Raw genomic sequence first — 13,598 nt, 5'->3', positions numbered from 1 at the left:
TCAGCGCGAGGTTTCAGCCGCGATCTCCGCCCGGCTTTTCCGTGCCCGCTCGGTGGCGGATTTGAGCTGGCCACAGGCGGCCATGATGTCCTCCCCCCGCGGCGTACGGATGGGAGAGGCATAGCCCGCGCGATAGACGATCTCCGCAAAGCTCTCGATCCGCTCCCAGTCGGACCGCTGGTAAGGCGCGCCCGGCCATTCGTTGAACGGGATCAGGTTGATCTTGGCCGGTATGCCACGGATCAACTTCACCAGCCGGCGCGCATCGTCGTCGCTGTCGTTCACGCCTTTCAGCATGACGTATTCAAAGGTGATCCGCTCGGAATTGGACAGCTTCGGATAGGTCCGCAGCGCCTCCAGCAACTCCTTCAGCGGCCACTTCTTGTTGATCGGCACCAGTTTGTCGCGCACCTCGTCCGTGGTGGCGTGGAAGGAAATGGCGAGCTGACAGCCGATCTCCTCCGCTGTGCGGGCGATCATGGGCACGACGCCGGAGGTCGAAAGCGTGATCCGGCGGCGGGAGAGCGAGATACCCTCCGGGTCCATGGCGATCTTCATCGCATCACGCACGGCATCGAAATTGTAGAGCGGCTCGCCCATGCCCATCAGGACGATATTGGAGAGCAGCCGCGTCTCATCCTTCGGAGCACGTCCGGGCGCGGGCCATTCCCCCAGGTCGTCCCGTGCAAGCAGGACCTGCCCCACGATCTCTCCCGGCGTCAGGTTACGGACGAGTTTCTGCGTGCCGGTGTGGCAGAATGTGCAGGTCAGCGTGCACCCCACCTGCGAGGAGATGCAGAGCGTGCCACGCCCCTCCTCCGGGATGTAAACCGTCTCCACCTCATGCCCACCCGCGATGCGGACAAGGTATTTCCGCGTGCCATCCGCCGAGATCTGGCGGGAGACAAGCTCCGGGACATCCACGGTGAAGTTCTCCGCCAGAAGCGCCCGGTAATCCTTGGCGAGATTGGTCATCGCCGCGAAATCACGCACGCCCTTCTGGTAGATCCACTGCCAGACCTGACCGACGCGCATCTTTGCCTGCCCCTCCGGCGTTCCTGCGGCGATCAGGGCATCGCGAAGCTGCTCGCGTGTCAGGCCGACGAGGTTCGTCCGACCCGCTTCCGGCAGCTTGCGCGGAATGGTCAGCACGTCCTGCGTGATGGGCGCGGAGGCGCCGGTTTGCGGCGCCGGATCGGCAACAGCGGGCGTGACAACGGGTCTGGCGGGGGCGTTCATTTCGACTATCCGGCTTCTGGGCAGGCCACCCATATAGTCCATCTTGCGGGAAAGCGAAACTCCCCCGCGCATTGTTACCGGATTTTGACGGCAATCCACCTCAGCGGCAGAGCTTCGCCGCCTCGTCAACCGCCGCCGTCACGCCTTTCAGCGAGAATACGTCGCGTGTATCCGTCCCGCGCTGCGAATGCCCCGTGATAACCGCTTCGGCCCCGCCCCTGAGTGCTGCGACGAGACGCTGGTCATCGGCGGGAGTGCCAGGCCAGGCCCAGTCGCCATCCGTGAACATCTCGAACTTGGAGCCGCCCACATCTACCGAAACCGTGGAATTCGCGGCGAACGGATAGCCGCCTGCGAAGGAGACCTCCGGCTGACCGCCGCGATAGGTGACGTAGAGCCGGATATCCCCCCGCGAGACCTCCGCCCGTTTGCCGTCGCGCGAGGCTGTGGAGGATTTCGGGCTCGTCACCGCCCAGCATTCCTTCGGGCTTTGCGAAGCGAAATAGCTCCAGTCGTCCTTCTGCCCGGAGGCAGTCGTCTGTTGCGCCGATGCGGCCGTAGCCAGCCCCATGACTGCGGTCATGCCGGCGATAGCGCACAGGATGCGTGGTGTCATTGGCTCACAGCCTCCGTCTCTCTGCCTCTGTCCCCCGCCTGCCACCGCTTTCCGCGGTCTTTTGGTGTGGCGGACGCTGTTTCAAGTGCTTAGTTCTTAGCGCAAAGCCGTCGCCGGACGAAACCCCCGTCGGACAAAGTTCGCATTTCTGTGAGAGGCAACATGACAGACGCGATTCCCATGGTGGAGCTATGGCGTGGCGGAAGGCTGGAAAGCCGGCATATGGGACATGCCGTGGTCGTCCATGCGGACGATGGCGTCATCGCAAGCTGGGGGGAACCGGAGACGCTCATCTATCCCCGTTCCTCCTGCAAAATGATTCAGGCGCTCCCGCTTCTGGAAAGCGGGGCCGCAGAGGCCGCCGGATTGACGGAGGCGCAGCTGGCGCTTGCCTGCGCAAGCCACAGCGGCGCGCGGCTTCATACCGACATGGTGGAAACATGGCTCGCCACGCTCGGACTGCGGGAGGAGGACCTGCGCTGCGGATGCCACATGCCGGGAGATGAGGCGGCGCGGAACAACCTGATCCGCGAGGACAGGCAGCCCTGCCAGATCCACAACAACTGTTCGGGGAAGCATTCTGGATTCCTGACGCTCAACCGGCATCTTGGCGGCGGGCCTGAGTATGTGGAGCCGGATCACCCCGTTCAGCGGGCGGTGAAGGAGGCTTTCGAGGCGACGACTGGGCTTCCCTCTCCGGGTTACGGGATCGACGGCTGCTCTGCGCCGAACTTCGCCACCACCGTCACCGGCCTTGCCCGCGCGATGGCCTTCTTCGCCGGCGCCAACCCGGAAGGATCGCTGCGGGAACGGGCGGCAGCGCGCCTGCACCGTGCCATGGCCGCGCACCCGGAACTAGTCGCCGGAGAGGGCCGTGCCTGCACGGAACTGATGCGCGCCATGGAGGGAAAGGTTGCGATCAAGACCGGCGCGGAGGCTGTCTTCGTCGCGATTCTGCCGGAGCAGCGGCTCGGCGTGGCGCTGAAGATCGTGGATGGCGGCACGCGCGGGTCGGAGGCGGCGATCACCGCCCTGCTTGTGCATTTGGGCGTACTGGACGGCGAACATCCCGCCGCGCGGAAGCGGCTGAATGCCACCCAGAGCAACTGGCGCGGGCTGGAAACGGGTATCGTCACCGCCGCGACCGGTTTTCCTGCCTGATTCTCAGGTTCGGCCGGAAGCGCCCGACCGGCGAAGCGCAACCGGTCCGCCGCCTGTCAGGCAGCGAACTCCTCACGCCGGTAACCCTGAATGTAAAGCAGCGCGGTGAGATCGCCGAAATTCACCCGCACGTCGCATTGAGCGGCCACGGCGGGTTTCGCATGGAGTGCCACGCCGGTGCCCGCCCGCTCCAGCATTCCAAGATCGTTCGCCCCGTCGCCGACGGCAATGACATCCGCTTCCGCGATGCCGAGACGGGCGGAAATCTCCTCGAGCGCCGCGACCTTGGCGGCACGGCCGAGGATCGGCTCCCCCACCTCCCCCGTCAGAGCCCCGTTCGCCGACAGCAGCGTATTTGCCCGGTTTTCATCAAAACCCAGATGCGCGGCGACCGGCCCGGTGAAGGAGGTGAACCCGCCCGAGACGAGCACGGCATGGCCGCCATTCGCATGCATCGTGGCGATCAGTTCCCGCCCGCCGGGGGTATAGGTGATCCGCTCCGCCAGCACCTTGCCGATGACGGAGACGGGAAGCCCCTTCAGAAGACCGACCCGCTCACGCAATGCGCCCTCGAAGTCCAGCTCTCCGTTCATGGCGCGGCGGGTGATCTCAGCCACACGAGGACCGACGCCTGCCTCATCGGCCAGTTCGTCGATGCACTCCTGCTGGATCATCGTGGAATCCATATCGGCCAGCAGCATCCGCTTCCGCCGTCCCGCCTCTGGCTGCACGACGAGATCGACCCCCTGCGCCTGCAACAGTTCCCACCGCGCCCAGAGATCGCCGGGCCTCTCGGCGAGATCGAATTCTGCCGCGATGGCAGGGGCGAGCCAGCGCGTGTCTCCACCGCCCCAATCCCGGGCGAGAGCACCCACGATTTCGGCGGTCAATCCGCCCCGTTCAGGAGAGACAAGTAGGGTGGCGACATGCATTCGAGGCACCTTCGCTGATGGCGTTGTCGCCGCTTAACCGATCCGCCCCGGCTTCGCCAGCCGCGCGCCGCGCAGATGCCGCTTGCCAGAGGGCCGCTCCCGCACCACATCTTGCGCATGGATCACGACACCCCTCCCCCTCCGGCCCAGGCGAAGCCCGAGCTGAAGCCCGCAGAGCCGATGCCATCCGGCCCGAAGCCCCATGCGCCGGAGACCGCGCCTTCCGCGGTGAAGCCGGACCCGCTACTGTTCGCCTCCTACAATGTCCACAAGGGCGTGGGGCTGGACATGAAGCGGGATCCCTCCCGCACGGCGCAGGTGATCGCAGAGATCGCGCCGGACGCCATCGCGCTGCAGGAGGCGGACCGCCGCTTCGGCGCGCGTACGGGGGTGCTCGATCTCGAAGAAATCCGCGAGCGGACGGGGCTGGAGCCAATTCCGCTTACCGACCGGCTGGGGCGCGCCGCGCATGGCTGGCACGGCAATCTCGTCCTTATGCGGAACGCGGAATTGGAGGATGTGCGCCCGGTGCATCTGCCGGGGCTGGAGCCGCGAGGGGCGGTCATGGTGGATGCACGGCTTAATGGCCAGCCGCTTCGGCTGATCGCCGCGCATCTGGGGTTGCTGCGCTCCTCCCGTCTGCTCCAGACCCAGCTTCTAAGCCGGCTGCAGGACGAGGCGGAGGGTCGGCCCACGGTTCTCATGGGAGATCTGAACGAATGGCGGCGGGCGCCTTTCGGCGCGCTGGCGCCTCTTCGCAATCTGGGCGGCGACGGGCGGAGCGTGCCAACATACCCCGCCCGACGGCCCTTTCTTCCGCTCGACCGGATCTATACCTGCCAGAATGCGGAACTCCTCGATCTGCATGCGCATCAGACACCGCTGTCCCGTATCGCGTCGGACCACCTGCCGCTCACCGCGCGGATCAGGCTCGGTGTCGATGCACCACCAAGCCTCTGACGCCGCTCCATGCATTGGCTTGTATGGCTTTTCCTGATTGTCGCTGTCGCTGTCGGGGCGTCGCTTGTCGCGCTCTGGTCCTTCGGACGTTTCGCCCGGAAGGCAAGCGGGCCGGATAGTCAGGCTCTGCCGCGGACCGTCCGGCCAAGTCCATTCGACATGGCTCTCGACCCGCTGGAGACAGCGCATCCCGGGATGAGTGGCGGCGCCCTGCTGTTCTCCGGGCACGATGCCTTTGCCGCGCGGTTCGAGAGCATCCGCCGCGCCACCCGCTCCATAGACCTGCAATACTATATCTGGAAGGATGACATCACCGGCAACCTGCTGGCGGGCGAACTTCTGATCGCCGCTGACAGGGGGGTCCGCATACGTATCCTGCTGGACGACGTGAACGTCCTAGGCATCGACCCGAAGTGGCTGAACCTGAACGGACATCCCAAGGTGGAGATGCGAATCTTCAACCCGATCGTCAACCGGCGAAACGCGCTCCGCCGCGGGATAGAGATGGCGCTGGCTCTCGTGCGCTACAACCGGCGGATGCACACCAAGTCGTGGACGGTGGACGGTCGGATTTCGATCATCGGCGGGCGGAACATCGGCGACAGCTATTTCGATGCCGCGCGGAGGCGCAGGCGCAATTCGCTGGACGCCGACATGCTGCTCGCCGGCCCGGTGGTCGCCGAGGTGGAGACGATGTTCGATGCCTACTGGAACAGCGATCTCGCCCTGCCGCTTTCTGCGCTCTGGTCTGAGCGGATCAACGACCTCGTGAGCTTCCGTCGCCGCATCGGCGCACTCCGTCGTCACCGACGGGGCCGGGAATATCTGTCCCGCGCCCTCCGGGACGATGATGCTATGCGCGGACTGGACAGACTTGTCTGGTCCGATACCTTCCGCATCGTCACCGATCCGCCCGAAAAGGCACGGGGCGAAAAGCGGGAGGAGTGGCTGCCCGCCCATCTTGGCCGGCTCATCAATCGGGCGGAGCAGCGGTTCGAGATGATTACACCCTATCTCGTCCCCGGAAAGCCGGGGATGGCGCAACTCGGAGAATTGCGGGAGCGCGGGGTAGAGGTGAGACTGCTGACCAATGCGCTGGCCAATACCGACCACTCCATCGTCCATGGAGCCTATCGCCGATACCGTGTGCCGTTGCTGGCGGACGGGGTGGAACTCCATGAGTACGCGCCGACGGACGAAGGCGCGCGACGGACCCGTATGCTGCATGCCAAGACCTTCGTGATCGACCGGCGGACGGCTTTCATCGGCTCATTCAACTATGACCTCCGCTCTGCTTTCCTGAATACGGAGATCGGCGTGGTGTTCGAGGCCCCCGAACTGGTCGGTGCGCTCTGCAATTGGCAGGATGTGGCGATGGCCCCGCAGAATGCCTTTCACCTGTCGCTCCATGGCCGCTGGATCCGATGGGATCAGTCGCTGGAGGGTCAGGACGCCTCGCAACTGCCCGAAATCTGGTATGAACCCAAGGCGTCGCCTGCGCGACGGGCATTGTCGTGGGTTGTCGGGCATTTGCCGATCCATTCCTATCTCTAGGGCTGGAAAGGCGGTGGTTTGCAGGCGATCATCACCGCGCTGATGGAGGAATGCCATGCCTGTCTATCGCTCAACCCTTGGTGGGGAGCGTTTCGCCTTCGACGGGCTCGCCGCCCTGCTCGCCGCTGCGACGCCTGCCCGGTCCGGCGATGCGCTTGCGGGGATCGCGGCCGGGACGGAGGCCCAGCGGGTCGCCGCGCGCTATGCTCTGGCCGATCTGCCGCTTGTTACCTTCCTGAACGAAGCTTTGGTGCCCTATGAGAGGGATGAGGTCACCCGCCTCATCATCGACAGCCACGACGCTGCGGCCTTTGCCCCGTTTGCCGCGATGACGGTCGGTGATCTGCGGGATTGGCTGCTGTCGGAAGCCGCCACGCCGCGAACGCTTGAGGCCGCGCGTCCCGCGCTTACGCCGGAAATGGTCGCTGCCGTCTCAAAGCTCATGCGCAACCAGGACCTGATCGCCGTCGCACGGAAGGTGGAGGTGGTGACGGCCTTTCGCAACACCATCGGACTGGCGGGGCGGATCTCCACGCGGCTGCAGCCCAACCACCCCACCGACGATCTGCGGGGCATTGCCGCGGCGGTATTGGACGGGCTGCTCCAGGGTGCGGGTGATGCGGTCATCGGTATCAATCCTGCCTCCGACAACCTGCGCAACTGCACCGAGATCCTTCACGCGCTGGACCAGTTGCGGCAGGACTTCGCCATGCCCACGCAAAGCTGTGTGCTTACCCATGTGACGAACACTCTGCGCATCATGGAGGCAGGTGGACCGGTCGATCTCGTCTTTCAGTCGATCGCCGGAACGGAGGATGCAAACCGTGGCTTTGGCGTAGATCTGGCAGTGCTGGCGGAGGCCGATGCCGCCGCGCGAGGGCTGAACCGCGGCACCGTCGGGCAGAACGTGATGTATTTCGAGACGGGCCAGGGCGCACCGCTTTCGGCGGGTGCGCATCACGGTGTCGATCAACAGACGCTGGAGGCTCGCGCCTATGGCGTGGCGCGGGCCTTCTCCCCGCTGCTGGTGAATACGGTCGTGGGCTTCATCGGGCCGGAATATCTCTATGACGGTAAGCAGATCATGCGCGCGGGGCTGGAGGATCATTTCTGCGGCAAGCTCCTCGGCCTGCCGATGGGAGTGGATGTCTGCTACACCAACCATGTCGAGGCGGATCAGGATGACATGGATACATTGATGACGCTGCTGGGTGCCGCGGGTGTGACCTTCGTGATCTGCGTCCCCGGTTCGGATGACGTGATGCTCAGCTACCAGAGCCTCGCGTTTGAGGATGCCGCCTGGCTCCGCCGTGTCTTCGACCGCAGCCCGGCGCCGGAGTTCGCGGCTTGGCTGGAGAAGACGGGTCTCGCCGGGTGGGGAGCCGGGCCACGCGCGCTGCCGGATGTAGATGGACTTGCCCGCCGGATGGGGCTTCCCGCATGACCGCTCCGACAGATCCGACGCTTGCCCGCCTCCGCCGCCTCACCCCCGCACGGCTGCGGCTGGATCCCCGTGGCGGGGTGGCGCCGCTCTCTGCCGTGCTTGACTTTCAGGCAAGCCATGCTCGAGCCCGTGATGCGATCCGCGCACCCGTGGACTGGGAGACAATCGCAGCAGCGCTCGCCCCCCGCGCAACCCTTTCCGTGCAAAGCCGCGCGGGGGATCGAGAGACCTACCTGCGGCGCCCCGATCTTGGCCGCCGGGTGCGGGCGGCGGATCTTGAGCGGCTGGAAGACGCTGGCAGCGACGTGGCCATTGTCATTGCCGACGGGCTCTCCGCACTCGCCGTCAACCGGCACGCCGCTGCCATCGCAGCGGGCATCATGGAAGCCCTGCCCCGTGTAAGCTTCGCGCCTATTGTTCTGGCGAGCCAGGCACGTGTTGCCATCGGCGACGATATCGGCGCGGGCATGCGGGCACGGCTATCGCTCGTCCTCATCGGCGAGCGGCCAGGGCTGTCCGTCGCGGAAAGCCTTGGCGCCTATATCACCTATGACCCTCGTCCCGGACGTCAGGACAGTGAACGAAACTGCGTCTCCAACATCCACGATCTGGGCGGGCTGAGCCACGAGAGGGCTGTAGAATTGATCTCGTGGCTTGTGGGAGAGGCACTGTCGCGACGCCTGACAGGCATCGCGCTCAAGGATGAAAGCGGAGAGATCCTTCTGGGCGAAAGCTAGAAACAGTTTTTTCCTTACGAAAAATTCTATCTTTACGTGTATTGCTTGGATATAACTCAATTTTGAGTTACTATCTATTCATCATGCTACCCCTGACAATCAAACTCCCCGTCAAGCCAAAGCCAGAAGGATCTACCCCCATGTCGAAAAAACATGCGCTCGCCGCGATCCTTGCTGCAGCCACCGTTACCGCTGCCGATGCAGGGAACGCTGCAACCATCGTCATTGATGAATTCGTTGCGCCGCAATACGTCGTCGCACGGGCGCCGAGCGGGAGTTTCGCACGGTCCGAGATCCGGGCCCCCAGCACGGTCGCGGTTGGCGGATATCGCGACATGTCGGTGACGAACAGCACGAACCGACTGAATGGCACGTCGCTTGAAACCGGCGATGGATATCTCGACTTCAACAACGCCTCCCGCACCAGCGGGACCGGCACGATCACTTGGGACGGCCAGAATTCGACCGGCCTGCGCGGGTTGGACGTAACCGATGGCGGCACCAATGATGCGGTGTTTTTCAGCGTAGTCTTTGCGGATGCCGATATCGCGATGGCGTTTTCCATAACCGATACGCAGGGCCGCGTCTCGACCTTCAATACCCTTCTCGTCGAGGAACTCAGCGACCCGGCCGAGGTGATCTTCCGCTTCTCCGACTTCAGCGGGAGCGCGGATTTCACGCAGGTGAATGCAATTTCCTTCACTCTGATTGGCACCCGCCCGGCTGTGGATGCCTCCCTGGACAGGATTTATTTCGGAGCTACCGTCGCGCCCGTGCCGCTGCCGGCCACCGCGCCTCTCCTTTTTGCGGCCATGGGTGGGCTGGCATTCGCGGCGCGTCGTCGGAAATGAGACTTTTTGGCCCGGCACAGCGTCTGTCGGGCCTTTGACCATGTCGATGTTGCGCTAGCTGACCCTGAACGCTCCCCTGTCAGGTTTGCCCATGTCCGTGACGTCCGACAATGCCATTCGCGCCGAGCTTCGCCAGAAATGGGGATGGTTTCTGGCCTTGGGCCTTCTGCTTCTTGCCTTCGGGCTGATCGCGGCGGCGAACCTGCTGGTCGCAACGGTCGCGTCCGTCTTCTGGGTGGGGATCATGATGATCGCGGGCGGCGTCTTGGCGATCGTTCATGCCTTCAGCGTCCGCACCTGGGGAAGCACGATACTGGGAGTTCTCGCGGGACTGCTCTACGCCGTCGCGGGAATTTTCGTCTTCGTCAACCCGGCGGTGGCGACAGCGGCAATCACCATAACCGTCGGATTGCTGCTCATCGTCGTGGGGCTGGTGCGACTGGTGATAGGCCTGCAGGAACGCACGACAGAGGGATGGGGTTGGGTGGTGATCGGCGGCCTCATCACCGCGCTCGCCGGGGTGGTCATCGTGGCTGGCTGGCCAGGTAACAGCATCTGGGTATTGGGCATCTTTCTCGCCGTCGATCTGCTGACGCAGGGTGTGACATACACGGCGCTGGCCCTCACCATGAAGAAATCCGCCTGATCAGACGAGCCTGCCCGCCTCAAGGCGAACGATCCTGTCCATCCGGGCGGCGAGATCAAGATTGTGGGTCGCGATGAGCGCGGAGAGCCCCGTCTCCCGCACAAGCTCGATCAGCGTGTCGAAAACCAGCGAAGATGTTTCAGGGTCCAGATTGCCCGTCGGCTCATCCGCAAGCAGAAGCCGCGGCCGGTTCGCCAGCGCCCGGCAGAAGGCCACACGCTGCTGCTCTCCACCGGAAAGGGCCGCGGGTCGGTGCGCTGCGCGCGGCCTGACCCCCACTCGTCCCAGCAGGCTCTCTGCCCGGTCAACCGCCTCGCGCCGGGAACGGCCATCGGCCAGTTGCGGCAGCACGATATTCTCCAGCGCCGAAAACTCCGGCAGCAGGTGATGGAACTGATAGACGAAACCGACCTCCGAACGCCGGGCATCTGTCTGCTCCCGGTCTGAAAGCCCCGTCATCTCGCGCCCGCCCATGAAAACACGCCCCTGATCGGGTGTGTCCAGCAGGCCAGCGATATGGAGAAGCGTCGATTTACCCGCGCCCGAGGGAGCAACCAGCGCCACGGCCTCTCCCGCCATCAGCTTCAGATCGACGCCACGGAGCACTTCCACCGGGGCGGCGGTATCGCCCCCGTAGGTGCGCCGGATGCCGTCGAGCCGCAGAACTTCACTCATACCGCAACGCCTCTACCGGGTTCATACGCGCTGCCCGCCGTGCCGGGAACAGGGTGACAACGAAGGAGAGGACGAGCGAAAGGACCACGGCGGAAAGCACGTCCTTCGCTTCCAGTTTGGCGGGAAGTGCGTAGATGCCCCGGATCGACGGATCCCAGACCCCGCCCCCCATGACATAGTTCACGAAGGAGAAGATCGGGTCGATGTAGATCGCGAACAGGCAGCCGAGAATCACCCCCGCCAGCGTACCGATCAACCCGACCGAGGCGCCGCAGATAAAGAACACCCGCAGGATGGACCCCTCCGTCAGCCCCATAGTGCGCAGGATGCCGATGTCCCGCCCTTTATTCTTCACCAGCATGATGAGGCCGGAGACGATGTTCATCGCCGCGATCAGCACGAGAATGGACAGGATGACGAACATCACGTTGTCCTCCACCTCCAGCGCGCGCAGGAAGCTCCCGGCGCTGTCCCGCCATGTCCAGAAGCTGGTGGAGGGGCCTGCCGCCTGCAGCAGCGCGGGGAGCAGGCGTTCCACCTCCTCGGGGCGCTGGACCGTGACGGCGATCTCATCCACCAGCGTCTCGCGGTTGAAATAGCTCTGCGCCTCGGCGAGCGGCATGTAGATCCGTGTCTCATCGATGTCGTAGCGACCGGCGGAGAAGATATAGACGACGTCGTAGGCATTGACCCGCGGCGAGGTTCCGAACGGCGTCTGCACCCCGTCCGGCGAGATGAGGCGTATCCTGTCTCCCACTCCCACGCCCAGAGAGCGCGCCACCCCAGCCCCGATGGCGACACCCTGATCGAAGGCGTCGATGTCGCCCGCGCTGCGGGGACCCGGCTGGATACCCGGAATGGCCTTAAGGTCATCATGGCTGACGCCCAGCACTTCCACCCCGGCATTGCGGCCGTTGGCATTGGCCATGACCTGCCCCCGGATCTGGGGGGAGGCATGGATCACGCCCGGCACGGCGGCGATCCGCTGGGCCAGTGGAAGATAGTCCGGGATCGTCCTGTCGATGCGGCCCGTATCGTCGATCCGGTCGGCGAACACCGTCACATGGGCATTGGCGCCGAGGATGGTGTTCACGAACTCCTCCCGGAAGCCCGAGCGCACGGCGAGCGTCGCGATCAGCGCAAAGACGGCAAGGCTGATGCCGATCAAGCTGATCCAGGTCATCACGCTGACACCGCCCTCCTCGCGCCGGGCGCGGAGGTAGCGCCAGGCGATCATCCATTCGAAGGCGGCGAAGGGCTTGGTGCGCATGGGGTCCGTCGGCTTGGGTCTCACGGGGCGAGAGGACCGTGGCCGCCTGCTCCCGGAAGGTCAAGCGGCCACACGCAGTCGTGCGCGACCGCGAGAGGCTCAGATGCCCGCGTAGATTTCCGCAATGCGCGAGACGGCGGCTTCGGGCTTCATCTCGACGCTTTCACCGGTCCGGCGGCTCGTCAGCTCGACGAGGTTGGAAGAGACGCCACGCGGACCCACGGTGATCCGCCACGGAACGCCGATCAGATCGGCGGTGGCGAACTTGGCTCCGGCACGATCCTCCCGGTCATCATAGAGCGGGTCGAGGCCCTTGGCCTTCAGCGCCGAATAGAGCGCCTCACACGCGCTGTCGGTGGAGGTGTCGCCCTGCTTGACGTTCACGATCACCACGTGGAAGGGCGTGACGCCCTCCGGCCAGATGATGCCCTTCTCGTCATGGCTGGCCTCGATGATCGCACCCACCAGACGCGAGACGCCGATCCCGTGGGAGCCCATGTGCACGGGAACCCGCTCGCCCTTGTCATTGACGACGAGCGCCTTCATCGGCTCCGAATACTTGGTGCCGAAGTAGAACACCTGCCCCACCTCGATCCCGCGGGAGACGCGGCGGCGCTCTTCAGGGACTTCCGCATCGAACACGGCAGCGTCGTGGGTTTCGTCGGTCCGGGCGTAGGGGGTCGTCCATTCCTTGACGATGGCGGCCGTTTCGGCGGGATCATAGTAGTCCACCTTCCGGTCGCCGAGTTTCAGCTTGGTGATCGCCTCATCGTAGAACACTTCCGACTCGCCGGTTTCCGCCAGCACGAGGAATTCATGGGTATCTTCGCCGCCGATGGGGCCGGAATCGGCCCGCATGGGGATCGCGGTCAGGCCCATCCGCTCGTAGGTGCGCAGGTAGCTCACCACATGGCGGTTGTAGGAGGCGATGGCGCCCTCATAGTCCAGATCGAAGTTGTAGCCATCCTTCATCAGGAACTCGCGTCCCCGCATCACGCCGAAGCGCGGACGAATCTCGTCACGGAACTTCCACTGGATATGATAGAGGGTAAGCGGCAGGTCCTTGTAGCTGCCGACAGCGGACCGGAAGATATCGGTGATCATCTCCTCGTTCGTCGGGCCGTAGAGCATCTCGCGCTTGTGGCGATCGGTGATGCGCAGCATCTCCTCCCCATAGGCGTCATAGCGGCCGGATTCGCGCCACAGGTCAGCGGGCTGAAGCGTGGGCATCAACAACGGGATATGGCCTGCGCGCTGCTGCTCCTCATGCACGATCTGCTCGATCCGCGAGAGCACCTTGAAGCCAAGCGGCAGCCAGGAATAGATGCCTGCCGCCTGCTGCCGGATCATCCCCGCGCGCAGCATGTAGCGATGGCTGACGATCTGGGCGTCAGCCGGGTTTTCCCGCAGGACGGGCAGGAAATAGCGGGACATTCTCATCGCGCGCGCTCCGGGATCAGAAGAAAGACATTGCCGCCCCTGCTAAGGCATCCCAATGTCACAGGCAAGCCGC

The 13,598-nt window shown here is 64.6% G+C and carries 13 protein-coding genes; 7 read left to right on the top strand and 6 right to left on the bottom strand.

Annotated elements, in window-relative coordinates:
• Together rlmN and CG51_RS01680 are read right to left on the bottom strand one after the other, a co-directional pair.
• Complete coding sequence (gene rlmN, locus CG51_RS01685) at window positions 1-1,239, bottom strand: dual-specificity RNA methyltransferase RlmN (RefSeq protein WP_084694979.1); 1,239 nt, start codon at window positions 1,237-1,239, stop codon at window positions 1-3.
• A gap of 100 nt (window positions 1,240-1,339) precedes the next feature.
• Window positions 1,340-1,855: an invasion associated locus B family protein gene (locus tag CG51_RS01680; protein ID WP_035741051.1), complete on the bottom strand. Its 516-nt coding sequence runs from the start codon at window positions 1,853-1,855 to the stop codon at window positions 1,340-1,342.
• A 162-nt stretch (window positions 1,856-2,017) separates the two neighbouring features.
• On the opposite strand from CG51_RS01680, the gene CG51_RS01675 reads away from it, so the two are divergent.
• On the top strand, window positions 2,018-3,016 hold the full coding sequence (locus CG51_RS01675; RefSeq protein ID WP_035741049.1) for an asparaginase: 999 nt from the start codon (window positions 2,018-2,020) through the stop codon (window positions 3,014-3,016).
• 56 nt (window positions 3,017-3,072) lie between these two features.
• On the opposite strand, the gene serB is transcribed toward CG51_RS01675, so the two are convergent.
• Entirely contained in the window at window positions 3,073-3,948 is an 876-nt protein-coding gene (serB, locus tag CG51_RS01670; protein ID WP_035741048.1) for a phosphoserine phosphatase SerB, read from the bottom strand.
• Between the two features lie 180 nt (window positions 3,949-4,128).
• On the opposite strand from serB, the gene CG51_RS01665 reads away from it, so the two are divergent.
• The 6 genes from CG51_RS01665 (at window position 4,129) to CG51_RS01640 (ending at window position 10,140) form a co-directional block, all read left to right on the top strand.
• Entirely contained in the window at window positions 4,129-4,908 is a 780-nt protein-coding gene (locus CG51_RS01665) for an endonuclease/exonuclease/phosphatase family protein (RefSeq protein WP_084694978.1), read from the top strand.
• 9 nt (window positions 4,909-4,917) lie between these two features.
• Window positions 4,918-6,462 carry a phospholipase D-like domain-containing protein gene (locus CG51_RS01660; protein ID WP_035741046.1) on the top strand — a complete coding sequence of 515 codons (1,545 nt, stop codon included), beginning with the start codon at window positions 4,918-4,920 and terminating at the stop codon, window positions 6,460-6,462.
• A 55-nt stretch (window positions 6,463-6,517) separates the two neighbouring features.
• Complete coding sequence (locus CG51_RS01655; RefSeq protein WP_035741044.1) at window positions 6,518-7,906, top strand: ethanolamine ammonia-lyase subunit EutB; 1,389 nt, start codon at window positions 6,518-6,520, stop codon at window positions 7,904-7,906.
• Complete coding sequence (gene eutC, locus CG51_RS01650) at window positions 7,903-8,643, top strand: ethanolamine ammonia-lyase subunit EutC (RefSeq protein ID WP_035741042.1); 741 nt, start codon at window positions 7,903-7,905, stop codon at window positions 8,641-8,643. The genes CG51_RS01655 and eutC overlap by 4 nt, the downstream gene beginning before the upstream one ends.
• Window positions 8,644-8,783: 140 nt before the next feature.
• Window positions 8,784-9,494, top strand: coding sequence for a VPLPA-CTERM sorting domain-containing protein (locus CG51_RS01645; protein ID WP_035741040.1), 711 nt, complete (start codon window positions 8,784-8,786; stop codon window positions 9,492-9,494).
• Window positions 9,495-9,585: 91 nt separating this feature from the next.
• Complete coding sequence (locus tag CG51_RS01640) at window positions 9,586-10,140, top strand: HdeD family acid-resistance protein (RefSeq protein ID WP_035741038.1); 555 nt, start codon at window positions 9,586-9,588, stop codon at window positions 10,138-10,140.
• Here CG51_RS01640 and CG51_RS01635 read toward each other — a convergent pair whose 3' ends face one another.
• From CG51_RS01635 to proS, 3 genes are all read right to left on the bottom strand, one after another.
• Window positions 10,141-10,815, bottom strand: a complete 675-nt coding sequence (locus CG51_RS01635; protein ID WP_035741036.1) for an ABC transporter ATP-binding protein — start codon at window positions 10,813-10,815, stop codon at window positions 10,141-10,143.
• The gene (locus tag CG51_RS01630) at window positions 10,808-12,085 is read right to left on the bottom strand and encodes a lipoprotein-releasing ABC transporter permease subunit (RefSeq protein WP_035741034.1); all 1,278 of its coding nucleotides are present in this window, start codon (window positions 12,083-12,085) and stop codon (window positions 10,808-10,810) included. Before CG51_RS01630 ends, CG51_RS01635 begins: the two co-directional genes overlap by 8 nt.
• Before the next feature lie 99 nt (window positions 12,086-12,184).
• Window positions 12,185-13,525 carry a proline--tRNA ligase gene (gene proS / locus CG51_RS01625; RefSeq protein ID WP_035741032.1) on the bottom strand — a complete coding sequence of 447 codons (1,341 nt, stop codon included), beginning with the start codon at window positions 13,523-13,525 and terminating at the stop codon, window positions 12,185-12,187.
• Between the last annotated feature and the right edge of the window lie 73 nt (window positions 13,526-13,598).

Source organism: Haematobacter missouriensis (assembly GCF_000740775.1).
GTDB classification, from domain to species: domain Bacteria; phylum Pseudomonadota; class Alphaproteobacteria; order Rhodobacterales; family Rhodobacteraceae; genus Haematobacter; species Haematobacter missouriensis.
The sequence above is the reverse complement of the archived record's forward strand: the minus strand, read 5'-3'. Positions and strand labels throughout refer to the sequence as shown.